Source organism: Patulibacter sp., assembly GCF_030655195.1.
GTDB lineage: Bacteria > Actinomycetota > Thermoleophilia > Solirubrobacterales > Solirubrobacteraceae > Patulibacter.
In genome coordinates, this window is the sequence record NZ_JAURWA010000055.1 from 21,759 (window position 1) to 43,958 (window position 22,200).

At 74.8% G+C, this 22,200-nt stretch carries 23 protein-coding genes; 10 read left to right on the forward strand and 13 right to left on the reverse strand.

What is annotated here, in order from left to right:
• The first annotated feature begins 167 nt into the window (after nt 1–167).
• Entirely contained in the window at nt 168–1,064 is an 897-nt protein-coding gene (locus Q7T67_RS05930) for a hypothetical protein (protein ID WP_304786971.1), read from the forward strand.
• Nucleotides 1,065–1,134: 70 nt separating this feature from the next.
• Here the strand turns inward: Q7T67_RS05930 and Q7T67_RS05935 are convergent, their stop codons facing one another.
• Both Q7T67_RS05935 and Q7T67_RS05940 read right to left on the reverse strand, forming a co-directional pair.
• Nucleotides 1,135–1,986, reverse strand: a complete 852-nt coding sequence (locus Q7T67_RS05935; RefSeq protein WP_304786973.1) for a hypothetical protein — start codon at nt 1,984–1,986, stop codon at nt 1,135–1,137.
• Between the two features lie 48 nt (nt 1,987–2,034).
• Nucleotides 2,035–2,865, reverse strand: a complete 831-nt coding sequence (locus Q7T67_RS05940) for a hypothetical protein (RefSeq protein ID WP_304786976.1) — start codon at nt 2,863–2,865, stop codon at nt 2,035–2,037.
• Nucleotides 2,866–3,005: 140 nt separating this feature from the next.
• Here Q7T67_RS05940 and Q7T67_RS05945 point away from each other — a divergent pair, with 140 nt between their 5' ends.
• Complete coding sequence (locus Q7T67_RS05945) at nt 3,006–4,010, forward strand: FTR1 family protein (protein WP_304786978.1); 1,005 nt, start codon at nt 3,006–3,008, stop codon at nt 4,008–4,010.
• Between the two features lie 19 nt (nt 4,011–4,029).
• Here Q7T67_RS05945 and Q7T67_RS05950 read toward each other — a convergent pair whose 3' ends face one another.
• Both Q7T67_RS05950 and Q7T67_RS05955 read right to left on the reverse strand, forming a co-directional pair.
• Nucleotides 4,030–4,641: a DUF2231 domain-containing protein gene (locus tag Q7T67_RS05950; protein ID WP_304786980.1), complete on the reverse strand. Its 612-nt coding sequence runs from the start codon at nt 4,639–4,641 to the stop codon at nt 4,030–4,032.
• Nucleotides 4,642–4,788: 147 nt separating this feature from the next.
• Nucleotides 4,789–5,241 carry a hypothetical protein gene (locus Q7T67_RS05955; protein ID WP_304786982.1) on the reverse strand — a complete coding sequence of 151 codons (453 nt, stop codon included), beginning with the start codon at nt 5,239–5,241 and terminating at the stop codon, nt 4,789–4,791.
• Between the two features lie 153 nt (nt 5,242–5,394).
• Between Q7T67_RS05955 and Q7T67_RS05960 the strand changes: the two genes are divergently transcribed.
• A complete protein-coding gene (locus Q7T67_RS05960; RefSeq protein WP_304786984.1) occupies nt 5,395–6,066 on the forward strand; it encodes a response regulator transcription factor in 672 nt (223 codons plus the stop codon).
• A complete protein-coding gene (locus tag Q7T67_RS05965) occupies nt 6,063–7,304 on the forward strand; it encodes a HAMP domain-containing sensor histidine kinase (RefSeq protein WP_304786987.1) in 1,242 nt (413 codons plus the stop codon). The genes Q7T67_RS05960 and Q7T67_RS05965 overlap by 4 nt, the downstream gene beginning before the upstream one ends.
• A 34-nt stretch (nt 7,305–7,338) precedes the next feature.
• Here the strand turns inward: Q7T67_RS05965 and Q7T67_RS05970 are convergent, their stop codons facing one another.
• Nucleotides 7,339–8,025 carry a response regulator transcription factor gene (locus Q7T67_RS05970; RefSeq protein ID WP_304786989.1) on the reverse strand — a complete coding sequence of 229 codons (687 nt, stop codon included), beginning with the start codon at nt 8,023–8,025 and terminating at the stop codon, nt 7,339–7,341.
• 7 nt (nt 8,026–8,032) lie between these two features.
• Entirely contained in the window at nt 8,033–9,463 is a 1,431-nt protein-coding gene (locus tag Q7T67_RS05975; RefSeq protein WP_304786991.1) for an ATP-binding protein, read from the reverse strand.
• Nucleotides 9,464–9,740: 277 nt separating this feature from the next.
• Between Q7T67_RS05975 and Q7T67_RS05980 the strand changes: the two genes are divergently transcribed.
• Nucleotides 9,741–10,577 carry an undecaprenyl-diphosphate phosphatase gene (locus tag Q7T67_RS05980; protein ID WP_370695366.1) on the forward strand — a complete coding sequence of 279 codons (837 nt, stop codon included), beginning with the start codon at nt 9,741–9,743 and terminating at the stop codon, nt 10,575–10,577.
• Between the two features lie 398 nt (nt 10,578–10,975).
• Here Q7T67_RS05980 and Q7T67_RS05985 read toward each other — a convergent pair whose 3' ends face one another.
• Complete coding sequence (locus tag Q7T67_RS05985) at nt 10,976–12,019, reverse strand: hypothetical protein (protein ID WP_304786995.1); 1,044 nt, start codon at nt 12,017–12,019, stop codon at nt 10,976–10,978.
• Between the two features lie 282 nt (nt 12,020–12,301).
• Here Q7T67_RS05985 and Q7T67_RS05990 point away from each other — a divergent pair, with 282 nt between their 5' ends.
• The 3 genes from Q7T67_RS05990 (at nt 12,302) to Q7T67_RS06000 (ending at nt 14,796) form a co-directional block, all read left to right on the forward strand.
• Nucleotides 12,302–13,240, forward strand: a complete 939-nt coding sequence (locus Q7T67_RS05990; protein WP_304786997.1) for an NADP-dependent oxidoreductase — start codon at nt 12,302–12,304, stop codon at nt 13,238–13,240.
• A gap of 252 nt (nt 13,241–13,492) precedes the next feature.
• On the forward strand, nt 13,493–14,179 hold the full coding sequence (locus Q7T67_RS05995) for an alpha/beta fold hydrolase (protein ID WP_304786999.1): 687 nt from the start codon (nt 13,493–13,495) through the stop codon (nt 14,177–14,179).
• A 53-nt stretch (nt 14,180–14,232) separates the two neighbouring features.
• Nucleotides 14,233–14,796 carry a dihydrofolate reductase family protein gene (locus tag Q7T67_RS06000; protein WP_304787001.1) on the forward strand — a complete coding sequence of 188 codons (564 nt, stop codon included), beginning with the start codon at nt 14,233–14,235 and terminating at the stop codon, nt 14,794–14,796.
• A gap of 64 nt (nt 14,797–14,860) precedes the next feature.
• Here the strand turns inward: Q7T67_RS06000 and Q7T67_RS06005 are convergent, their stop codons facing one another.
• Nucleotides 14,861–16,201 carry a hypothetical protein gene (locus Q7T67_RS06005; RefSeq protein WP_304787003.1) on the reverse strand — a complete coding sequence of 447 codons (1,341 nt, stop codon included), beginning with the start codon at nt 16,199–16,201 and terminating at the stop codon, nt 14,861–14,863.
• An 88-nt stretch (nt 16,202–16,289) separates the two neighbouring features.
• Nucleotides 16,290–17,069: an SDR family oxidoreductase gene (locus Q7T67_RS06010; RefSeq protein ID WP_304787005.1), complete on the reverse strand. Its 780-nt coding sequence runs from the start codon at nt 17,067–17,069 to the stop codon at nt 16,290–16,292.
• 78 nt (nt 17,070–17,147) lie between these two features.
• Between Q7T67_RS06010 and Q7T67_RS06015 the strand changes: the two genes are divergently transcribed.
• Nucleotides 17,148–17,738: a TetR/AcrR family transcriptional regulator gene (locus tag Q7T67_RS06015; RefSeq protein ID WP_304787007.1), complete on the forward strand. Its 591-nt coding sequence runs from the start codon at nt 17,148–17,150 to the stop codon at nt 17,736–17,738.
• A gap of 22 nt (nt 17,739–17,760) precedes the next feature.
• Here the strand turns inward: Q7T67_RS06015 and Q7T67_RS06020 are convergent, their stop codons facing one another.
• Complete coding sequence (locus Q7T67_RS06020) at nt 17,761–18,246, reverse strand: hypothetical protein (RefSeq protein WP_304787009.1); 486 nt, start codon at nt 18,244–18,246, stop codon at nt 17,761–17,763.
• Between the two features lie 86 nt (nt 18,247–18,332).
• Nucleotides 18,333–18,572, reverse strand: a complete 240-nt coding sequence (locus Q7T67_RS06025; protein ID WP_304787011.1) for a hypothetical protein — start codon at nt 18,570–18,572, stop codon at nt 18,333–18,335.
• Nucleotides 18,573–18,679: 107 nt separating this feature from the next.
• Here Q7T67_RS06025 and Q7T67_RS06030 point away from each other — a divergent pair, with 107 nt between their 5' ends.
• Complete coding sequence (locus tag Q7T67_RS06030; protein WP_304787013.1) at nt 18,680–20,578, forward strand: hypothetical protein; 1,899 nt, start codon at nt 18,680–18,682, stop codon at nt 20,576–20,578.
• A gap of 25 nt (nt 20,579–20,603) precedes the next feature.
• Here the strand turns inward: Q7T67_RS06030 and Q7T67_RS06035 are convergent, their stop codons facing one another.
• The gene (locus Q7T67_RS06035) at nt 20,604–20,900 is read right to left on the reverse strand and encodes a putative quinol monooxygenase (protein WP_304787015.1); all 297 of its coding nucleotides are present in this window, start codon (nt 20,898–20,900) and stop codon (nt 20,604–20,606) included.
• 71 nt (nt 20,901–20,971) lie between these two features.
• Nucleotides 20,972–22,200, reverse strand: a 1,229-nt coding sequence (locus tag Q7T67_RS06040; RefSeq protein ID WP_304787017.1) for an MmgE/PrpD family protein, incomplete at its 5' end; no start/stop codon positions are given.

The window sequence follows — 22,200 nt, forward strand, 5'->3', positions numbered from 1 at the left end:
CCGCGGCGGGCGGGGGCGAGCGGGATCCGCCCCCGATCCCGCCTCTGCGGCCCACCGCCGCCCTTCACCCGGCCCGCCCCGTGGCTCAACCCGCCCTGAGAGCGATCGCACGCAGAGGTGGCACGGCGGGGCGCAGCTGGCGCGTTCGCGGTGGGTAGGTGGCCGGCATGGACGCACAGGTCGACGCCGGACTCCCGCTCTGGGGAGGGTTGCTCCTCTTCCTCGTGCTGCTCATCCTCGTCGACCTGCGGGTCGGCTCGGCGAAGAAGCACATGGACGTGCGGACGGCCGCGATCTGGTCCGGGATCTGGGTCGGCGTCTCGATCCTCTTCGGTCTCGGCCTGCTGCTCTTCGAGGGCGGCGAGGCCGGCTCGACGTTCTTCGCCGGCTACGCCATGGAGAAGGCGCTGTCGCTCGACAACGTCTTCGTCTTCACGCTGATCTTCGCTGCGCTGGCGGTCCCGAAGGACGAGCAGCCGCGGGTGCTCCTGTGGGGCATCCTGATCGCGCTGGTCCTGCGCACGATCCTGATCTTCGTCGGCGCCGAGGCGCTCGAGCGCTACAGCTGGATCGCCTGGCCGTTCGCCGCGCTGCTGGCCTGGACGGGCTACAAGATCCTCAGGAGCGGGGACGAGCACGACGCCGGCGACAAGATGGTCGAGCGGATCCGCAAGCGCTTCCCGGACCTCAAGCCCGCCGCGGCCGCGCTGGTCGCCGTCGCGTTCGCGGACGTCATCTTCGCCGTCGACTCCGTCCCGGCGATCCTGGCGATCACCACCGACACGTTCGTCGTCTTCGCCGCCAACGCCTTCGCGCTGCTCGGCCTCCGCGCGTTGTTCTTCCTCGTCGCCGGTGCTGTCGCCCGCTTCGCGTACCTGCAGACCGGCCTGGGCATCCTGCTGATCGCGATCGCCGCGAAGCTGGCCTACGGCGAGATCACCGGCGACAAGATCCCGGTCGGCATCACCCTCGGCTCGATCATCCTCGTCCTGGGCGTCGCGGTCGGCGCGTCGCTGGTCAAGGAGCGTCGCGAGAAGCGGGCGGGCGGCCCGACCGCGGGTTGAGCGGGGCCGGTCGGCCCGGGCGCGGCCGGCGACCCCAACGGCCGGGGTGGCGACGCGGCGACCGGCGCGCTCAGGGGCGCACCGCCGACGGCGCCCGACCCTCGTGCTCGCGCCCGGGGAGGTGGTGCGGGCGGGTGGGTCCGGCGTGCTCGCCGGGCTCCTGGACGTCGATCCGGGCCTTCGCGGCCCACGCCACGAGGGCGACGAAGAGGACGAGCAGGACGGCGCTGACCGGCCCGTCGCCGAGTCCCAGGCCCCCGTTGTCCGGCTTGCTGAAGCCGTCGGCGAACGAGGCACCGAGGGGACGGGTGATGACGTACGCGATCCAGAACGCGGCGATCGGGTTCAGCAGCCCGCGCCACCAGAGGAGCGCGGGGACGGCCATCAGGACCGCGAAGAGGACGGCCGAGCCGAAGTACCCGAGGTTCAGGGTCATCGCCGTGAGGTCGCCGGCGGCCGTCCCGAGCGCGAACGTCGCCAGGACCGCGGTCCAGTAGAACGCCTCGCGTCGGCGGGTCGTGATGCTGTGGATCGAGAGGGTGCCCTCGCTGCGGTGCCAGGCCCAGAAGACCCCGGCGACGCACAGGGCGAAGAACGGGGTCGTGACCGCGTAGGAGAGGCCGGCGCCGTCCTTGATGCCGTCGGCGACCATCGTCCCGAAGACGGCGACCATCATCACCGCGAACCAGTAGACGGGTGCCCGGTACTCGCGGGCGCGCAGCTGCATCCGCAGCGCGACGACGAAGCCGCCGACGCCGACCAGGGCGGCGAGCGGGATGCTCGTCTGGCCCATGAAGTCGGACAGGGCCTCGCCCATGCCGGTGGTGAGGAGCTTCAGCGCCCAGAAGAGCGCGATGATCGCCGGGACCTTGGCCGCGAGCGGTTCGAGGCGGGGCGTCTTCGGCGTCGCGGAGCGGGGCATGGCGCGGAACCTAGGCGGGCGTGATGAGCCGGGGATGAGAGGGCCGGCTCAATCGCGGTCCGCCGGGGCGGGCTCGCCGAGCCGGCGCTCGATGACGTCGCGCTTCGTGATGCTCAGGAAGGTGACCAGGGCGAGGATGATCGCGAGGAAGACGAAGCTCGTCCCCGTGGTGCCGAGGCCCAGGCCGCCGTCGTGCCTGGTCTGGGACATCAGGTCCCCGATCGAGGCACCGAGCGGTCGGGTCATGATGTAGGCGAGCCAGAACGCCAGCACCGCGTTGAGCCTGAACACGAGATGGGCGACCGTGATCAGCGCGATCACGCCGGCGAAGATGAGGACCGACACCGTGTAGCCCAGCGCGGCCTTCTCGGCGACGAGGTCGCCGGCGGCGGTGCCCAGCGCGAAGGTGAAGAGGATGGACGTCCAGTAGAACGCCTCGCGCCTGGTCGTCACGATGCTGTGGATGGAGAGGGTCCGCTCGCTCGCGAACCACGAGGCGAAGACGAGCGCCAGGACCACCGTGAAGACCGTCGTCGAGGTGGTGAGCGCCACGCCGTGGGCGTCGGTCAGGTTGTCGGTGATGAGCGTCCCGAAGACGCTGATCACCACGATCGTGGCCCAGTAGACCGCGGGCACGTACCGCCGCGAGCGGAACTGGAACGCCAGCAGCACGACGAGCAGCGCGCCCGCGACGTACGTCGTGTTGCTCAGTCCGAAGCCGAGCGTGTCGTTCAGGTAGTCCGCCGCGGTCTCGCCGACCGTCGTCGCGAGGATCTTGATGATCCAGAACCAGAGGGTGACCTCGGGGACCTTGTTCAGCATCCGGCGCCCGCGCGATGCGGTCGTCGTCCCGGCGTGGGTGGTGGTGGCAGTGCTCATGCCCCCACCGTGGCGAGCGCCGATGAGACCACCATGAGCGCGCTCCAGATCCTCGCCCGAGCGCCGCCGCGCCACTCATCTCGTCCTCATCCGAAACAGGCATAGGGTGCCCTCATCAGGGCGACCGAAGGACGTCATCGATGTCGGCAGCACCCACGATCTCCACCACCCCCGGGAACGCCTCGCGCGCCGAGTCCCGCTGGTTCTACGCCTGGTTGATCACCGTCCTCGGGCTCCTGGCCCTCGCGGTGGTCGCCGGCTGGAACGCGGCGGGCGGCACGGTCGATCCGACCGACGCCGGCAGGACGCTGAGCCGGACCACCGTCGTCGTCAACAGCGCGGTCCTCGTGCTCCGCGAGGGCCTCGAGTGCATCCTCGTCCTCGCGGCGATCACCGCCGGGCTGCGCGGTCCCGCGGCCGGGCAGCGGCGGCCGATCGCGGTCGGTGGCGCCGTCGCGTTCGGGCTCTCGATCGTCACCTGGTTCGCCGCGGTCTGGGTCATCGGGGCCTTCGGCGACACGGGCGTCAACGTCCAGGCGGCGACCGGGATCCCCGCGATCCTCGTCCTGCTCCTGATCATGAACTGGTTCTTCCACGACACGTACTGGACCGGGTGGATCAAGCGGCACAACCGCAAGAAGAAGGGCCTGCTGCACGCCGAGGCCGGCAGCCGGAAGCTGCTGCTCGGCCTCGGGCTGCTCGGCTTCACCGCGGTCTACCGCGAGGGCTTCGAGATCGTGCTGTTCCTGCAGTCGCTGCGCGTCGGGTACGGCTCCTCCGTCGTGCTGGAGGGCGTGACCCTCGGCCTGCTCTTCACCGCCGCGGCGGGCGTCGTCACCTTCGTCCTGCACCGCAAGCTGCCCTACAAGCGGCTCCTGATCATCACCTTCGCGCTGCTCGTGCTCGTGCTCTTCGTGATGGTCGGCGAGCAGGTCAACGAGATGCAGCTCGCCGGCTGGATCGGCACCTCGACCTTCTGGGACAGCCCCGGCTGGCTGGGGACCTGGTTCTCGATCTTCGGCAACTGGGAGACGGTGATCGGCCAGACGCTCGCCGTCGGCGCGGTCGTCGGCTCCTACGTCGTCGCCCGCGAGGTCCAGGTCAAGGGTCCGCAGCGGCGGGCCCGGCGGGCGAGCGCGAGCTGACCGCCGACCCGCGCCGGGCTCACCGTCCCTCGTCGCCGTGCCCCGCGGGCGCGGTGGCCGGGACGTCGTCCCAGACCGACCGGGCACCGGCCTCGCCCGTCCGGTAGATCCAGATCCCGGAGATCACGGAGAAGGCGAGGACCAGCAGCGTCAGCGCGGCGGCGACCTGCGGCTGGCCGGGGAAGGCACGGGCGGACTCCCCGCGGAGGCCACCGATGCGGTCCAGCACCGTGGACCGGGCCGCGTGCGCCTCCGCGGTGGAGCCGTCCGCGCCGACGGTCTCCGCCCGGCGGCGGAAGCGGACGACGACCATCGCGAGGATCAGGATCACGCCGTAGGCGATCATGATCGTGCCCATCTGGTCGCCCAGCTCGGTGTGCTTCTCCAGCAGCGGGCTGGGGTCGACGCGCGCCTCGAGCTTCTCCCCCGTCGACGGGGTGACGAGGCCGAGCACGATGCTCAGCACCCCCGTGACGAGGAGCGGCCAGCTGAGCCACCGGCGGAAGCGCGGTACGAGGGCGAAGGCCAGGCCTCCGATCGTGGCGCCGGTGGCCACGACGACGGTGAAGTGCACCATCAGGGCGTGGGTCGGCAGCCCGTTGACGTTGTTGAAGAGGTCGGCGAGCACCATGGGCCTCCACCTTCACGACCGGGTGTGCAAGCGCGGTCGAACGAATCGACAAGAAACGGCAAAGGTCGGGGGGCCGGCGCCGCGGGCGGGGCCGGCCTCGATCGCCGCGGGCGGGGCCGCGCCCCGCAGCGGTGATCCGACGACGCGCTACGAGGCGTGGGGCACGCGGGCGGGCGTGACGACCGGCCCGCGGCGGGAGACGGTGGCGCGTGCGGCCAGCACGGTCCCGGCGAGCGCGACGACGCAGCCCTCGATCCAGAGGCTGGCCAGACCGAGGCCCTCGGTCCAGTTGCCGACGTCGCCGTGGTCCTGCGGCAGCCCGGTGGTCCGGGTGAGGACGTAGCCGACGATCGCGCTCCCGGCGAGTCCGGCCGCCGCCGCCCAGGCGAGCTTCGATCCGGTGCGCAGCAGCTCGGCGCCGACGGCGATCGCGGCGAGGATCAGGGCGATGTACATCCAGAACATGTAGGGCGTCTCGGTGTACTTGCCCGGCGCGTCGAGCAGGTGCACGAGGCCGATGCCGGCCATCCCGAGCACCCCGACCGCGCGGGCGACGGCGTCGCGGACGGTCGAGTCGACGGTGGGATCGGTGGGGGTCATGGTGAGGCTCCTGGTGCGGTCGGGGTCGGGGAGGCGACGGGGCGACGACTCCTGCATCCATGGTGCGCCCCGCCCCGCCAACCGCCGCACAGCCGCAGGACAACCTTTGGCAAAGGCCCGTTCGCGGCCTCCTCGGGGCCCTACGATCGCCGTGTGGAGCGCCTACTCGTGGTCGAGGACGACGACAGCATCGGGGAGCCCCTCGTGCGCGCGCTCCGCCGCGAGGCGTTCGAGGTCGAGCACGTCACCACCGGCGAGTCCGCGCTGGTGCGCCTCTCGAAGGTGCGGTTCGACCTCGTGGTCCTCGACATCGGCCTCCCGGGGATCGACGGCGTCGAGGTCTGCCGGCACGTCCGGCGCGACCACCACGCCACCGCCGTCCTCATGCTCACCGCCCGCAGCTCCGAGCTCGACGAGGTCGTCGGACTGGACGCCGGCGCCGACGACTACGTCACCAAGCCGTTCAGCCTCGCGGTCCTGACCGCCCGCGTCCGCGCGCTCCTGCGCCGCCAGTCCGCGCCCACCGTCGGGCCGGACGCCATCGAGGTCTCCGGCCTGCGGATCGACCGCACGTCCCGGCAGGCGTGGCGCGGGGACCACGAGCTCGAGCTGGCCCCGAAGGAGTTCGACCTGCTCACGATCCTCGCCGCGCACGCCGGCGAGGCCGTGCGACGCGAGCAGATCATGAGCGAGGTCTGGGACGAGAACTGGTGGGGCTCGACCAAGACGCTCGACGTGCACATCGGGTGGCTGCGGCAGAAGCTGGCCGATCCCCCGCTGATCACGACGGTCCGCGGCTACGGCTTCCGGCTGGAGCGCACGTGAGGCGACGGCTGCTGCGCTCCACGCTGGCGATCGCCCTGGTCGCCGTCGTCGTGCTCGGACTGCCGCTCGGGGTCGTCGGGACCGCGATGCTGCACCAGCGGGCCGACATGCGGCTGGAGCGCCGGGCCGACGCCGTGGCGCTCCGCGTCGCGCGCGCCGAGTCCGCCGGCACGCCGCTGCGCACGGCCCTGGTGGCCGACCTGCTCCCGCCGCGCCAGGCGGTGCAGGTCACGGTCGACGGCCGCACCGTCGTCCTGGGCACGCTGCCCTCCGGCGACGTCACGCGCGTGACGTCCGGGGACGGCGGCCCGCTGCGTGCGACGCTCGTCGCGCCCGCGGCCGTCCGCAGCGACGACGTCGGGACGGTGTGGGTCGCGATCGCCGGCCTGGCGATCCTGGCGCTCGGGGCCGCCGTCGCCCTGGCGAGCGTGCAGGCCCGGCGCCTGGCGGCGCCGCTGGAGGAGCTGTCCCGTCGGGTGGAGCGGGTGGGCGAGCCGACCTACGACGACCGACCCGTGACCGGGCAGGTCCCGGAGATCGACCGGGTCCAGGTCGCCCTGAACGAGGCCGACACGCGACTCGCCGAGCTGATCCGCCGGGAGCGGGAGTTCACCGCCAACGCGTCGCACCAGCTCCGCACGCCGCTCACCGGCCTGCGGATGCGCCTGGAGGAGCTGCGGGCCCTCGCCGACGGTCCGGCGATGACGGGCGAGGCCGACGCGGCGCTCGTCCAGGTCGACCGCCTGGTGACGACGATCGAGCACCTCGAGACCGCCGGGCGGCGCCCCGACACCGTCGCCGGGTCGATCGACCTCGGTGCGGTGGTCACCGCACACGTCGACGGTGGTCGGTGGCCGGCGGTCTTCGGCGAGCACGGACGGGACCTCGTCGTGTCCTCCTCGTCCGGGGCGCTGGGGCGCGGGAACCCGGAGACGGTCCGGCAGATCCTCGACGTCCTGCTGCAGAACGCGCTGGACCACGGGGCCGGCGTGGCGCACGTCGCGACCACCTCGGCCTCGGGCTTCGTCCGGGTCCGCGTGGCCGACGACGGCGACGTCGGCGGCGCGGGCGCGCAGCAGATCTTCGGCCGCGGCGTCGGCTCCGGCCGCGGCATCGGCCTCTCGGTGGCCCGCGAGCTGGCCCGGCGCGACGGCGGGGACCTCCAGCTCCTCGACCGCGGGACCACGACGTTCGAGGCGCTCTTCCCCGCGGACGAGGGCTCCGAGGGAACCGCGTGAGCGCAGCGGCATGGCATCCGCCGCGGACGGGGGCTCAGCCGGGTCGACCGCCGTCCGGGCGCAGCCGGTAGCCGGCGCCGCGGACGGTCTCGATCGAGGTCACGCCGAACGGTCGGTCGACCTTCTCCCGCAGGTACCGGACGTAGACCTCGACGACGTTGCTGCGGTGCTCGTAGTCGTAGTCCCACGCGTGTTCCAACAGCGCGTAGCGGTCCATCACGCGGCCCGGCCGCCGCATGAAGGTCTCCAGCAGCGCGAACTCCTTCGAGGACAGCGCGATCTCGGTCCCGCCGCGCCGGACCACGCGCGTGGCGGGATCGAGCTGCAGGTCGCCGACCTCGAGGACGACGGGCCGCTCGACCGGTCCGCGTCGGGCCAGGGCCCGCAGCCGGGCGGTCAGCTCGGCGAACGAGAACGGCTTGGTCAGGTAGTCGTCGGCCCCGGTGTCGAGGCCCCGGACGCGGTCCTCGACGGAGTCGCGCGCGGTCAGCATGAGGACGGGCGACCAGATCCCGTCCTCGCGCAGGGAGCGGCAGACCTCGAAGCCGTCGCGGTCGGGCAGCATCACGTCGAGCACGATCGCGTCGTAGGCCGTCGCGCGGGCGCGCAGCACGGCCGAGCCGCCGTCGGACACGACGTCGACGGCGAGGCCGTCGGCGAGCAGCCCGCGCTTGATCAGGCTGCTCATCTTCACGTCGTCCTCGACGACCAGCACGCGCATGGCCCGATCATCCTCCGGGCGGATGAGCGCCGGATGAGAGCGGCAGCCGCACCCACACCTCGGCCCCGCCCTCCGGCCGGTTGACGGCCCCGGCGGACCCGCCGGCCGCCACGGCGGTCGATCGGACGATCGCCAGACCGAGCCCGGTGCCGCCCCGGCCGCGGGCCTCGTCGGCCCGGGCGAACCGCTCGAACGCGCGGGGGAGGAAGGCCGCGGGGAACCCCGGCCCGTCGTCGAGGACGCGGATCTCGACCATGCCGGCCCGGTGCGACCCACGCACCTCGACCCGCCGTGCCCCGGCCTCGGCGGCGTTGCGGACGACGTTGCCGAGCACGCGCTCGAGCACCACCGCGTCGCCCGGGACCTCCACCGACGCGTCGGCGTCGTCGACCACGACCTCGCGCCCGGCGACCTGCCCGCGCACGCGGTCGACCAGCACGCCGAGGGGCACCGTGGACCCGCCGCCCAGCACGACCCCGTCCTCGGCGCGCGCCAGGACGAGCAGGTCCTGGGCGAGGGCGACCAGCCGGTCGTTCTCCTCCGCGGCCGACGCGATCGCCTCGCGCAGCTCCTCGATCGTGGCGCCGTCGCGCATCGCGAGCTCGAGCTCGCCCTTCACGAGCGCCAGCGGCGTGCGCATCTCGTGGCTGGCGTCGTCGACGAACGAGCGCTCGCGCCGGAACGCGTCGTCGAGCCGGTCGAGCATCTCGTTCAGCGTGACCGCCAGGCGGGCGACCTCGTCGCCCGCGGGCGGGACGTCGAGCCGCGTGCCGGAGCGGCCCGTCCTGATGGTCGCGGCGGCCTCGCGCATCCGGTCCATCGGCCGCAGCGCCCCCGCGGCGGCGCCGTATCCGGCGAGCGAGGCGAGCAGCAGCAGGACGGGTCCGCCGACGAGCAGCAGGCCCGCGAGCCGGTGCTGCGCCACCTCGACCGGCTCGAGGGTGGCGCCCACCACGACGATGACGCGACGGCCGCCGGCGGTCACCGGCCGGGCGAGCAGGCGGGTCGTGTCGTCGCCGTCGACCGGGTGGACGACGGTCGGCCGCTCCGCGTGGATCGTCCCCGCGCGGGCCCGCCGCACCTGGTCGGGCGTCAGCAGCCGCGTGCCGCCGAGCGCCGCCGAGGAGTCGACCACCCGACCGTCGACCGAGAGGATCTGCGCGACGGTCTCGCCCTCCGCGGTCAGCGGGCTCGGCCCACGGGGCTCGGCGGCCGCGTCGGCGGCGAGCGCCGCGACGTCGGAGGACCGCGACCGCAGCCCGTCGTCGATGCTCGAGCGCAGCGTCGCGCCGAGCGCCGCGTACAGCCCGACGCCCGCCACGACCAGGAGCAGCGCCATCACCAGCGCGAACGTCGCGGCGACGCGGATCCGGATCGGGATCCGGGCGACCGCCCGGGCGCGTCGTCCGGCCGGGTCCTCCCCGCGGGTCACAGGCACGCCCGGAGGATCGCCGCGGCGGATGAGACCCGGATGAGGGCCTCCGCCGGGACGGGTCGCGTGGTCGCTCTCATGTCCCGCTCATCCCCGCTCCGGACGATACGACCATGAGCGCGCCCCGTCCGACCCGCCTTCTCCGCCAGGCCCCGGTACGTCGCCGCGCCCCGACCCCCGGGCACCGCCGACCCGCGGCCCCGGCGCGCGGCCGGGCCACGGCGGCTCCCGCACCACCCGCCCGGCACCGCGACCCGGTCGGTGACCGCCCGTGAGCACCACGATGCACCTGTGGCAGGCGGTCGTCCTGGGCGGCGTCGAGGGGCTGACCGAGTTCCTGCCGGTCTCGTCGACCGGGCACCTGACGATCGCGGAGCGGCTCATGGGCTTCCGGCTCGACGACGCCGGCCTGACCGCGTTCACCGCGATCGTGCAGGCCGGGGCGATCCTCGCCGCCGTGGTGTTCCTGCGGGCCGACGTCGTGCGGCTGGTCTCCGCGTTCCTGCGCGGTCTGACCGCTCCCGCGGCGCGCCGCACGCGCGACTTCCGGTTCGCCGTCTTCCTCCTCGCGGGATCGGTTCCGATCGGGGTCGTCGGCCTCGCGTTCAAGGACCAGATCGAGACGACGCTGCGGTCGCTCTGGTTCGTCGGGATCGCCCTGATCCTGTTCTCGGGCGTGATGTGGTGGGCGGACCGCGTCGGCACGCAGGAGCGGTCCGAGGACGAGATCACCCTGCGCGACACCGTGCTGGTCGGCGTGGCGCAGTGCATCGCGCTGATCCCCGGCGTGTCGCGCTCCGGGGCGACGATGTCCGCCGGACTCGTCCTGGGCATCGACCGCGTCGCCGCCACCAAGCTGTCGTTCTTCCTGGCCATCCCGGCCCTCGCGGGCGCGACGCTGCTCGAGGTCGTCTCGAAGGCCTCGGACGTCTCGCGCGGCGTGGGCTGGGGACCGACCCTCGTCGCCACGCTCGTCTCGCTGGTCGTCGGCTACGCCGCGGTGGCCTGGCTCCTGCGCTTCGTCGCCCACCACGGCCTGGGCGTCTTCGTCCGCTACCGGGTCGCCCTCGGGGCGGTCGTGCTGGTGCTCGTCGGGGTGGGGGCGGTCTCGCCGACCTGAGGGCGGGTCGGATCCGGGGGAGGGGATCCGGGCGGACACGGTGGACCTGCGGCCCGGGTCGCAGGGCGCGCGCGATGCCGGTCCCGGTCTCGGCCGGCGCCCGGGCGCGAGACCCGGATCGGTGTCGCCCAACGGCCACGATCCCGGTCTCGGTCGGGGTCCGGGTGCGAGACCCGGATCGGTGTCGCGTGGCGGACACGATCCAGGTCTCGGCCGGGCCCCGTGCGTGAGACCGGTAACGGTGTCGCCTGGGGCCCACGATCCCGGTCCGGGTCGCGAAGAACCTCGAGACCTGGATCGTGGCCGGCGGCGCCCGCGCCCCCGGCGCCTGCGCCGGGCCTCGGCGCCCGCGCCTCAGGGGCTCGGCGATCGAGCCCGCCTCATGCCGCCGTCCCCGATCAGTCCCGGATGGCGAAGTAGCCGTCGCCGTCCAGGACGATGCCCGACGTCGGATTCGCCGGGGTCGCCCCGGTCTTGTCCTCCGGGAAGATCCCGAGGAGCTCGATCCGCTCCTTGCCGTCGGCGAACGCGAGGCGCAGGGTGCGGTCGGCGCGGATCTCGTAGGTGCCCTTGCGGTCCGCCGGGATCGCCGCGAAGTCGCCGCCGGGGTTGCTGCCCGACGTCACGGCGCCGCGGACGAACGTGCCGTCCGGCTTGAACGTCAGGTCCTCCGTGAAGTACGTGCAGGAGAGCGGGCAGAGGCCGAACGAGTTCGAGTAGGTCAGGGTGACGTCCCACCGCGCCCCGGGTGTCGCAACGCCGAGCAGCGAGTGGCCCTGGCCGTCCTCCGTCAGCTGGGTGCCCTCGATCGTCGCGGGCTTGCCGTCGATCGTCAGGGCCTTCGTCTTCGGGTCGAACGTGTAGGGCTTGCAGTCCTCGGACACCGCCGCGCACGCCGGGGCGGCGCCGTCCGGGTCACCGGTGAAGACGAGGTCGGGGCCGGTGAAGTAGAGCGTGTACTGCTGGATGCCGTTCGTGGTGAACAGCGAGCCCCAGTACCAGCGGCCCGTCAGCGACTCGGGCGGCGCGGGGGCGGCCTTGGGTCCGAACGCGATCCGGCCCGACGCGACGGCCGCCTTGCCCTTGCGGACCCGCAGGCCGAACGCTCCTGCCTTCGGTCCCGACGCCGTCCGGCGCAGGGTGACGCGGACCTTCACGCTCTTGCCGGCCCGTAGGGTCCCGAGGCGGCGCACGCCGCCCTTCGCACCGCTGATGCTCGCCCGGACGCCCTTGAGCCCGGCGCCGCGCAGGGTCAGGCCGGTCACGCGGGCCTTGCCGGTGTTGCGGACGGTGACCGTCGACCGGGTGCCCTTGGTCGACAGGTTCTTCGTGATCGCCGTCGCGGAAACGGAGACCGACGGTGATGCGGCGTGGGCGGCCGGGGCGACCGCGAGGCCGGCGGTCACGGCGATCGCGGCGGGCCAGAACAGGAGCTTGGGCATGGGATGGGGGAGGTCGGCGTCGGGTGGCGTGGCTGCACTCCCGACAGGGGAAGCGCGCCACGCCCGGTGGGGGCAACATAACCGAGGGGAGCCGGACCGACAGGGGTTCGGGACCGGCGCGGCGGCCCGTCCGGGTCCGGCGCGGCGGCGGATCCGGGCCCGGGGCGGCCCGTCCGGGCCCGCGTGGAAACCCGTCCCGGCCGGGGCGCGCGTGCTCAGACCGGAACGGCAGGGCCGGCCGTCGCGCCGGACCGGGCGGCGGGCCTCGATAGCGTCGTCCGCATGCCCGCCGTCACCGTTCCCGCCTTCGGCGATCCCGACGTCCTGACCCTCGCGGAGGTCCCCGTCCGGGACCCCGGCCCGGGCGAGGTGCGGATCGCGGTCGCGGCCGCCGCCGTCAACCCGACCGACCTGACGACCCGCAGCGGCGCGGCGGCCGCGCGCTACCCCGACGTCGCGCTGCCGATCGTGCCGGGCATGGACGCCGCGGGGGTCATCGAGGCGATCGGTTCGGACGTCACGCGCCTCGCCGTCGGCGACCGGGTGATGGCCGCCGTGCTGCCGATGCGGCCCGAGGGCGGCGCGTACCAGTCGTCCCTGGTCGTGCCGGCGGGATCCGTCGTCGTGGTGCCCGAGGGCGCGTCGCTGGAGGAGGCCGCGACGCTGCCGATGAACGCGCTGACCGCCATCCTCGGCCTCGACCTGCTCGACCTGCCGTCCGGCGCGACCCTGCTGGTCACCGGCGGCGCGGGGTGGCTCGCGACGCTGGCGATGCCCCTGGCCCGGGAGCGCGGGCTGCGGGTCATCGCCGACGCCCGGCCCGACGAGCACGACCGCGTCCGTGAGCACGGGGCCGACGAGGTCGTCGACCGCGGCGACGGCCTGACCGACCGCGTCCGGGCCCTCGCGCCGGGCGGCGTCGACGGGGTGTTCGACACCGCGCTGGTCGGCCCGCCCCTGTTCGGGGCGATCCGCGACGGCGGCGGCTGGGCGGTCGTCCGCGGTCAGGACGACGAGACGGAGCGCGGCATCGTCCGCCACGCCGTCTGGGTGAAGACCCGCCTGGAGGACACCGCGGCGCTCGAGCACGTCCGTGACCTCGCCACCGCCGGCCACCTGCCGATGACCGTCGCGGAGAGCTACCCGGCGGCGCGCGCCGCCGACGCCCACCGTCGCCAGGAGGCCGGCGGCGTGCGCGGCCGGCTCGTCCTGACCTTCTGAGGCGGAGGCGGGCCCGGGGCTCGTCGCTCGCCGGGCCGTCGCCTCCGCGGGCCCCCGGCCGCCGTGTTCCAGGAACGTCGTCCCTGGTATCGCTTCTCGGGAACGCGGGGTGGAGATGGGCCGCCGGGCGGGGCCCGGGACCGCCGTGTTCCAGGAACGTGTTCCCTGGGATCGCTTCCCGGGAACGAGGGGCCACTACCGATGCGGGGCGGCGGACCGATGAGTTCGCCCGCGCCCGCCGGTCGGAGGAGCATGAGCACCTTCGCGCTGATCCACGGCGGTGGCGGAAACGCGTGGGACTGGCACCTGGTCGAGCCGGAGCTGGCCCGGCGCGGCCACGCGTCCGTCGCGATCGACCTGCCGATCGAGGCGCCGGAGGCGACCCTCGAGGACCACGCGGCGGCGATGGTCGCGGCGCTCGACGGCCACGACGAGGTGATCGTCGTCGGGCACTCGCTCGGCGGCATGGTCGCGCCGCTGGTCGCCGACGTCCTCGGGCCTCGGGCACGCGGGCTCGTGTTCGTCGCCGGGATGGTCCCGCGCTTCGGCGAGACGTTCGGCGAGTGGTGGGAGGGGGTCGACCACGCCGCGGCCGTCGCGGAGCGCGACGCCCGGGAGGGCGCACCGCCCGAGGGGGACGTCGAGACGTTCCTGCAGGACGCCGATCCGGTGCTGGCCGCCGAGGCGCTGTCCCGCGCCCGCGACCCGCACGAGCACGCGCTCTCGCTGCCGTGGCCGCTTCGGCAGATGCCCCGGATCCCGACCTGGTCGCTGCTCTGCCGACAGGACCGGATGTTCCCCGCACCCCTCATGCGCCGCGTGGCGCACGACCGGCTCGGGGTGACGTGCGACGAGATGGACGGCGGCCACATGCCGATGCTCTCCCGACCGGTGGACCTCGCGGAGCGGCTGGCCGGCTACGCGGAGGCGACGGCGTGAGCGCTCCGGACCTGGGCCTTGCGCGGGCCTCCTCCCGTCCCTACGGTCGCGTCGTGCGCCCGCTCCGCTACTCGATCAACATCACGCTCGACGGCTGCTGCGACCACCGCGAGGGCACGCCGGACGAGGAGACCCACCGCCACGCGGAGGAGACCATCGCCCGGGCCGACGCGCTCATCCTGGGCCGCGTCACCTACGAGCTGATGGAGTCGGCCTGGCGGCCCCCCGGGATGCTCGAGGGGATGCCGGACTGGATGCTGCCGTTCGGCCGCACGATCGACGCGGCGAAGAAGTACGTCGTGTCGAGCACGATCGGGACCGTCGACTGGAACGCGGAGCTCCTGCGCGGCGACCTGCGCGAGGCGGTCCTCGACCTGAAGCGGCAGCCGGGCGACGGCCTGTACGTCGGCGGCGTGCAGCTGCCCCTCGCGCTGGCCGACCTGGGGCTGATCGACGAGTACGAGTTCGTGGTGCACCCGCGGCTGGCGGGGCACGGCCCGACCCTGTTCGCGGGGCTGTCGCAGGTCGTCGACCTGAAGCTGATCGGGCGGCACGAGTTCGCCTCGGGGGCGATGGCGCTGCGCTACGAGCCGCGGACCCCGGGCCCGACCGACTGACGCACGGGCGGCGCGGGCCGACCACGCACCCCGCACCACGGCGGCCCTCCCCGTCGGCGCGTCCTCACCCGTCGGCCCCGGGGGACGCCTCCGCGATCCGCCGCTCGACGTCCGCGCGCAGCTCCGTCACCTCGTCGGCGAGCCGGCGCAGGTGGTCCCGGTCGAGGTCGGTGGGCATCCGGTCGACGTAGTCGGCGCACGCCAGGGACAGGTGCTCGCCGGCGATCAGCGCGCGCAGCGGCCCGGCGACCGGGGGGCCGAGGTCGAGGGCGAAGCCGTCGGGGCGTTCGCTGAGGTGCAGGGCCCGGAGCTCCGGCCACGAGCCCGGCGCGGCGTCGGACGCGGGCCCGAGCAGCGTCGCGTGGTCCGCCTCGCGACCGAGGTCCGCCAGGAGGCTGCGGACGCTTCGGGATCCCGACCGCGACCCCGTTCCCGTCACGGTCGGTCGGTCCCGCGGCTCGTCGGGTCCCGGCAGGACCGGTCGCCCCCGGACCTCGCCCGGTCCCCGCTCCGCCGCCCCGTCGTCCCGGAAGGCGGTCGCCCCGGCCACCCCGTCGTCCCGGAACGCGGCCGCCGCCGGCGCCGCGGCCGCGGCGTCCGCGCGCAGCAGCCACCAGAGCGTGGTCGTGGTCTCGACGAGGGACCGGAACGCGACCTCGTGCACGAACGCCCCGTCGGCGGGAGCCGGGCCGGCGAGGCCCCGGGCGAGCTTGGCGGCCCGGACCAGCAGGCCCCCGACGACGGCCCGGTCCGGGTCGAGCCCGGGCGCAGTCGCCTTGCCGCAGGCCTCCGCGAGGAGCCACCCCCGCCGGAGCGCGCGGCGGCCGACCGCGTCGAGCGGGATCCGACCGTCCGTCGCGGTGAGCTGCTGCAGGTCCTCCGGGTCCACCCCGAGCACCTCGTCCTCGGGCTCGAGCGGGCGGCGCGTCCCGCCGGCGACGACCGCCAGCGGGTCCGTCGCGGACGAGGGGGTCGGGATCGGGAGGGCGGCGAGGCAGTCCTCGCAGACCGTGCCGCGCAGCATCGTGGGGCCCACGGCCACCCCGACCCCGCGGACCGGGAGCCCGACCCGGCCGCAGGTCGTGCACCGCGTCGGCTCGCCGGCCGGCGGGTGCCCGAGCCGGTCCTGCAGCACCGCGAGCACCGCCTCGGTGCACGCGGTCCGGCGACAGCTGCGCAGGTCGGGGACCGACGACAGCCAGACCGCCCCCTGGTGGGGGTCCTCGACGAGGTGCGGGCAGACGCGCATCGTCGGGCCGGCCGCCCGGAACCGCCGGATCAGGTCCAGCACCCACGGCGTCGTCGTCGCCCCGAGGACCGGGGCGACGGGGCGACCGTCGTCGGCCGCGGGCACGAACGAGATCCCCGGGGCGCCGCTCGAGGTCCCTCCGTCGCCGACGCCCATCCGCCCATGATCCCAGCGGTTGCGGGACGGGGGCCTCGGTCGTATGCGACGCCGGGTAGCGGCGGTGGTGCGGGTCCCCGCCCGCGGGTCAGGTCGAGGGGTGCTCACCCCCGTCGACGATGAGGTTCGTGCCGGTGATCCACTGCGCGCGGTCGGAGGCGAGGAACGCGACGGCCTCGGCGATGTCGCGCGGGTCACCGGGGCGACCGAGCGGGATCGCACCCGTGGTCTCGGCCAGCGAGACGCCGAGCGCGTCGGCGAAGTCCTGGCGGATGGCGTCGGCGCCCGGCGTGAGGACGTTGCCGGGCGTCACCGTGCTGACGCGGATGCCGACCGGGGCCAGCTCGGAGGCGAGGGCCTTGCCGTACGAGATCAGCGCGGCCTTGGCGGCCCCGTAGTGGATGAGCGCGGGCGGCGGGGTGAGCGCCGCGACGGAGGAGACGTTCACGACGGCTGCCCCCTCGCCGGACTCCCGCAGGGCGGGGAGCAGCGCGTTCGTGAGTCGCACGACCGAGAGGTAGTTGAGGTCGAGCGCGTCGATCCACTCCTCGTCCGGGATCGCGTCAGCGCCGCCGAGGTGGGCGCGGGCCGCGCCGGCGTTGTTGACGACCAGGTCGACGCCTCCGAGGACGTCGAGCGCGGCGGCGGCGAGCGTCCGGACCCCGGCGAGGGTGCTGACGTCGCCGGCGATGAACGTCGCGCCCTCCGGCGTGACGTCGGTCCGCGTGCGGGCGCTGGTCACGACGGTGGCGCCGCCGTCGAGGAGACGCTGGACGATGGCCGCGCCGATGCCACGCGAGCCTCCCGTCACGACGGCGCGGCGGCCGGCGAACTCGGTGGGGTCGGGCGATGCTGTGGTTCTGAACATGCGGTCCAATATAGCTCGTTCTGGACCGTGCGTTCAGAATTTCTGGACCAAACGTTCAAAACGGCCTAGGATGGGGACATGGCGCGCCCGAGGACGTTCGACGAGCACGAGGTCGTCGCGGCCGCACGGCGGCAGTTCAACGAGACCGGGTTCCACGGCACCTCCGTCGGGGAGCTCTCGAGGGCGACCGGTCTGAGCAAGGGCAGCCTGTACGGCGCGTTCGGGGACAAGGACGGCCTGTTCCAGCGCGCCTTCGACGACTACTGCGCCGGGACCGACGAGGGCGCCGCCGCCCGCCTCGAAGGGCCCGAGGGCGAAGCGCTCGATCGTGCCCGCGAGTGGTTGCGGACGACCGCCCGCAGCTCGGACACCAGCGGCTGCCTGCTGGCCAGGGGCACGGCGGAGCTGGCCTCGGAGAATCCGGCCGTCGCCGCGCGCGCCGACGCCGCCTACGCGACGCTGCTGGCCGGATGCCGGGGGCTCGTCGAGCAGGCCCAGCGCGCCGGCCAGGTCGACGCCGGCGCCGACGCCGCCGCGCTCGGCGGCCTGATCCTCGCGACCCAGCGGGGACTCGAGGCGCTCGGACGGGCCGGCGTCGATCCGTCCGTGAGGGTCGCCATCGCCGACGCGGCGATCGACGGCATCACGGCTGTCCGCGCACCTTCCTGAGCGCGGGTCGGCGAGGGACGTCTCAGAGCGCGCAGCGGGTGAGCCCGGCACCGCGGACGACGAGCCGGTACCGCTCACCTCCCGTGCCGCGGACGACGAGATTCGAGGGGCTGCTGAGCCACACGAAGACGAGGTGCTTCCCGGCCGGGAGCACCGCCGACCCGGTGCCGCGACGGCCGGGGGCCGCGTGCAGCTCGGGCTCGTAGCCCGAGAGCGTCTGCTCCTCGACGTCCCCGGGGGAGACCCCGGCGTTGATCCGCGTGTACCGCCGCGAGCGGGGGAGCGCACCGGCGTCGAGCTCGACGCCGACGCGTGCGCGGCGCCGGAGGCAGAAGACGAGACCGTCGCCCTCCCGGGGGAGGGCCCTGGACCCGGGACCCGACGGCCACGTCACACGGGTGGCCGCGGCGGGCGTGGCGGCGTTCGACGGAGGGTCGTCGCCTTCCGATGCACCGCAGCCGACGCCGCCGAGCGCCATCAGGCCGACCACCGTGAGCACGCGCCGCACGGGGTGAGTATCGACGATGGTGCCCTGTCGGAGGTGGCGACCGAGGCTCGAAGGACCGTCCCGCCTGCCTCGCCGTCGCGCCGGGCTCAGCCACGCAACCGGCCCACCACTGCCAGGACGATCCCGGCGACGACGGTCGCTGCACCCGCTCCGGCCCAGAGCGGGCCACGACCGGGGTCGAAGACGTCGAGGCGGGACGGCCGGGCGCTGACGGACTCAGAGAAGTAGGCGCCCTCGATCGACTCCGGACCCAGGAGGAGCCCGACGCCGACCAGGACCAGGCCGACCGCGATCACCGCGAACGGGACGAGGCGCCGACGCGTCATCGGGCGAGGCTACCCGCGTCGCGGAGCGGACGGGGGCCGGGCCCACGGGCCGGATCGCCGCGCCGAGGGCTGTTCGGCGTGGCGGGACGCCGCTATCGTCCGCCTTCATGCGAGCTTCGGTGCGGCGGACGGCGGCACGATCAGCGGTCGCCGCCTCCCTGCTGCTCCTGCTGCTCGGCGTCGGCGCTCGACCAGCGTCGGCCATGGACCAGGTCACCGGGGCGCAGGACGTCGTGGCGGCGTTCAGCGACGATGACGACTGGATCGGCGGCGGTGAGCGACACGTCTGGCGAGCGAGCGACACGCGGATCGATTCGGGTGCGTCGGACGGCCAGGTCGCCGTGTCGGTCACTGCCAACGGGCGCTCGTTCGACCAGATGAGCTTCGTCCTGGCCGCCCCGGTCGGGCGACCGCTGACCACCGGCGTCTACGCCGGGGCGGAGCGTCCCGGGTTCGGGCGCAGCGACCGCCCCGCTCTCGAGATCACGAGCACCGGGCGCGGCTGCAACAGGATCGGGGGATCGTTCGAGATCCGCGACATCGCCCGCGACGCCGAGGGTCGGCTGACCCGGCTGTGGGCCATCTACGAACAGCTCTGCGACAGCGGGACCGCAGCGCTGTGGGGGGAGATCCGGATCGGCATGCCCCCGACCCAGGACGGGACGGTGGTCGTTCCGTCGATCGTGCGCTGGCCCGCCGCCGACCGGGGCACGGTCCGCGCCGACGTCCCCGTCACGGTGCTGGCCGGCGACGCGCCCTTGGACGTCGACCGGCTGGCGGTCACGGGCGACGATCCCTCGGACGTCCGGACGGTGAGCGATCGCTGCTCGGGCACGCTGGTCCGGGCCGGAGGCCGCTGCGAGGTCTGGATGACCTTCGACCCGGCCCGGCCGGGGCTGCGTCAGGCACGCCTCGACGTGCTCGACGCAGGCGGTGGCCGGCACGGCGCGCAGCTTCAGGGCTGGTCCTTCGGTGGCACGACCCGCATGCGCCTGGACGGCGAACCGGGGGAGTGGCTCACACAGGGAGGATCCACCGACGTGTCCCCGGCGGACCTGGGTTTCGTGGTCGACGGGCGCGCGGACGAGGCGCTGGTCGCGAGGCTCGTCAAGACGCGTCGCTCGCGCTTCCTGCTGCTGTTCGTCCCGCCCACCGGCGAGGAGCTGACCGTCGGGACGACGTACGTCGGCACCCAGCGGGGCGCCGACGGGTCTGGCGGACCGCGGATGGCCGTCGACGTCGGCAGCCGGGTCTGTTCGGACCAGACGGGCAGCTTCACGATCGAGCACGCGCGCCGGCTGCCCGACGGATCACCGCGCAGTGCGGCAGTGCGGTTCGAGCAGCGTTGCGACGCCGGTGCGCCCCTGGCCCGGGGCACCCTGCAGTGGCGGGTCGGCGACAACGCGACTCCGGCACCGTGGATGTCCGCTTCGGACGCCGTGACGCCCGTGCCCGCTCCGGCAAGCCCTTACGTGGACGCCGATCCCGAGCCGGAGCCCCCGGTGGACCCCGGGCCGGGTCCGACCGCCCCCGCCGCGCCTCCGGCCGACGCGGGGACGGGCGTCCTCGCGCCGGCCACCCTCGCCCCAGCACCGGGAGGCCCGACCGACGCGGGGACGACGCCGCCGGTCGCTCCGCCCGGCGCCCCGACGGCCGGCGCGACGGCCGCGTCCGTCGGGCCGGCCACCGTGCGGTTCCTCGGAGTCCGGTCGCGCGGCCGGACGCTGCGGTTCGTCGTCCGGACCCGGTCGGCGGGCCGGTTCCGGCTCGCCCCGACCCTCGTGCTCCGCGGACCCGCCGGTCGCGCCCGGAGCGTGCCGCTCGGCGCGAGGACCGTCCCGACCACAGCTGCGGGCGTCCGGACGATCGACGTCCGGCTGCCCGCCGCGGTCGTCCGTCGGCTCTCGCGGGAGCGCCGCGCCCGCCTGGTCGTCCGAGGTCTGTGGCGACCGGCGTCCGGTCGCGTCGAGCGCACGACCGCCCGCCTGATCGTCCGGGTCCGCTGACGCGGGGCGCCCCTTCGACCCGCCCCTACGCCCCGGCGTCGACCTCGTGCCGCGAGCCGCCCGGGTCGCGGTCCAGCAGCGGGCCGAGGTCCGTCACGGCGCCGTCGCCGGCGCGCCAGGCGAGGTAGGCGTCGTGGTGGTCGGTGGAGTCCCAGCGGTTCAGGACGGTGATGTGGTGCGGGTCGTCGAGGTCGCGGATGACGGTCGCCTCGCGGTTGCCGTCGAACGCGCGGGTGTCGACGAGGATGCGGTGCAGGACGGCGGCGACGTCGTCCGCGCGACCGGGGGCGGCGTGGAGATCGAAGAGGGCGACGACGAGCATGGGAGTCCTTCGGTGGGGGGTTCGGGCTGGAGTGCGGCGGGCGGACCGGGGTGGACGGGGCGCGGCGGGGCTCACGCCGACGCGCCCAGCAGGGCGGTCAGCGTGCGGACATCCGGCAGGCCGGCGAGGTCGTCGACCGCGGCGACGATCCGCCCGGCGCGGCCCTCGCCGACGACGGGGACGGCGTTGACGTAGAACTTCGCCCGGATCTCGTCCTGGGTGAGGGGGGACGAGGCGCTGCCGCGGACGTCGGGGATCTCGAGCTCGCGGACGGTGCCGTCGGTGCTCGTCGCGCGCAGGTGGGCCGGGAAGCGGGCCGGGAAGCCCGAGTCCTCCCACGGCTCGGGGCGGATCCGGGCGGCCAGCGCCAGGGTGTCGGCGTCGGTGGCGATGCCCTCGACGTCGGCGCTCGTCAGGTGCCCGCGCAACAGGACGCGGGCGACGCAGACGGGCAGGCTCCAGCGGGCGTCGTGGTCGCTCGCCGGCGCCAGCTTGCGGTCCCATGGCTCCGAGACGATCGGCGCGGCGCCGGTCGGGACGGCGAGGACGAGCTCGTCCAGGTCCTCCGGGCGCAGGCCGTCGTCGAGCAGCTGCTCCGCGCCCTGCAGGAACGGATGGATGTAGTGGCAGCACGGGTAGCGCTTGAACGCGGCCTCCGGCAGCGCCCACGTCTCGCCCAGCCGCGGGACGAGCGCGGCGAAGCGGCCCGCCGCGTCCGGGTCGCGCGTGTAGGAGGCGAAGAAGCCGAACCGGTCCTCGAAGACCGCGGCCGGTCCGCCGACGCCCGCACGGGCCAGGTCGACGGCCATCAGGCCCGAGTGCGCGGCCCAGCCGGCGTGCATCGCCTTGACCGTCGACGCGTCGCTGAGGAACGCGAACGTGCCCGAGGCCTGGCTGCCGCAGATGCCGAGGGCGGCCACGAGCGTCGGGGCGTCGACGCCCGCGAGCAGCCCCGCCGAGATCGCGGCGCCGAACGGACCGGCGGCGGCGACGGTCTGGAAGCCGGCCTCCTGGAACCCGCCCGGGCTCGCGAGGCCCAGCAGGATCAGCGCCTCCCAGCCGGCGGCGACGGCGACGAGCAGCTCGGCCCCCGAGGACCCCTCGCGCTCGGCGGCGGCCAGCGCGGCGGGCACGACGACGGCGCTGCCGTGGATGACCGACGGCACGTGCGTGTCGTCGAACTCCATGGAGTGGATCAGGGTGCCGTTGGCCAGGGCTGCCGCGGCCGGCGACAGCCGGTCGGCCCGCCCGAGGACCGTGCCCTCGCCCGGCCCGAGGCGGCCGAGGTCGCCGCGCAGCG

Coding starts and splice junctions, on each gene's coding strand:
- Q7T67_RS05930 (WP_304786971.1), top strand. CDS start 168: ATGGACGCACAGGTCGACGCCGGACTCCCGCTCTGGGGAGGGTTGCTC.
- Q7T67_RS05935 (WP_304786973.1), bottom strand. CDS start 1,986: ATGCCCCGCTCCGCGACGCCGAAGACGCCCCGCCTCGAACCGCTCGCG.
- Q7T67_RS05940 (WP_304786976.1), bottom strand. CDS start 2,865: ATGAGCACTGCCACCACCACCCACGCCGGGACGACGACCGCATCGCGC.
- Q7T67_RS05945 (WP_304786978.1), top strand. CDS start 3,006: ATGTCGGCAGCACCCACGATCTCCACCACCCCCGGGAACGCCTCGCGC.
- Q7T67_RS05950 (WP_304786980.1), bottom strand. CDS start 4,641: ATGGTGCTCGCCGACCTCTTCAACAACGTCAACGGGCTGCCGACCCAC.
- Q7T67_RS05955 (WP_304786982.1), bottom strand. CDS start 5,241: ATGACCCCCACCGATCCCACCGTCGACTCGACCGTCCGCGACGCCGTC.
- Q7T67_RS05970 (WP_304786989.1), bottom strand. CDS start 8,025: ATGCGCGTGCTGGTCGTCGAGGACGACGTGAAGATGAGCAGCCTGATC.
- Q7T67_RS05980 (WP_370695366.1), top strand. CDS start 9,741: ATGCACCTGTGGCAGGCGGTCGTCCTGGGCGGCGTCGAGGGGCTGACC.
- Q7T67_RS05985 (WP_304786995.1), bottom strand. CDS start 12,019: ATGCCCAAGCTCCTGTTCTGGCCCGCCGCGATCGCCGTGACCGCCGGC.
- Q7T67_RS05990 (WP_304786997.1), top strand. CDS start 12,302: ATGCCCGCCGTCACCGTTCCCGCCTTCGGCGATCCCGACGTCCTGACC.
- Q7T67_RS05995 (WP_304786999.1), top strand. CDS start 13,493: ATGAGCACCTTCGCGCTGATCCACGGCGGTGGCGGAAACGCGTGGGAC.
- Q7T67_RS06005 (WP_304787003.1), bottom strand. CDS start 16,201: ATGGGCGTCGGCGACGGAGGGACCTCGAGCGGCGCCCCGGGGATCTCG.
- Q7T67_RS06010 (WP_304787005.1), bottom strand. CDS start 17,069: ATGTTCAGAACCACAGCATCGCCCGACCCCACCGAGTTCGCCGGCCGC.
- Q7T67_RS06015 (WP_304787007.1), top strand. CDS start 17,148: ATGGCGCGCCCGAGGACGTTCGACGAGCACGAGGTCGTCGCGGCCGCA.
- Q7T67_RS06025 (WP_304787011.1), bottom strand. CDS start 18,572: ATGACGCGTCGGCGCCTCGTCCCGTTCGCGGTGATCGCGGTCGGCCTG.
- Q7T67_RS06030 (WP_304787013.1), top strand. CDS start 18,680: ATGCGAGCTTCGGTGCGGCGGACGGCGGCACGATCAGCGGTCGCCGCC.
- Q7T67_RS06035 (WP_304787015.1), bottom strand. CDS start 20,900: ATGCTCGTCGTCGCCCTCTTCGATCTCCACGCCGCCCCCGGTCGCGCG.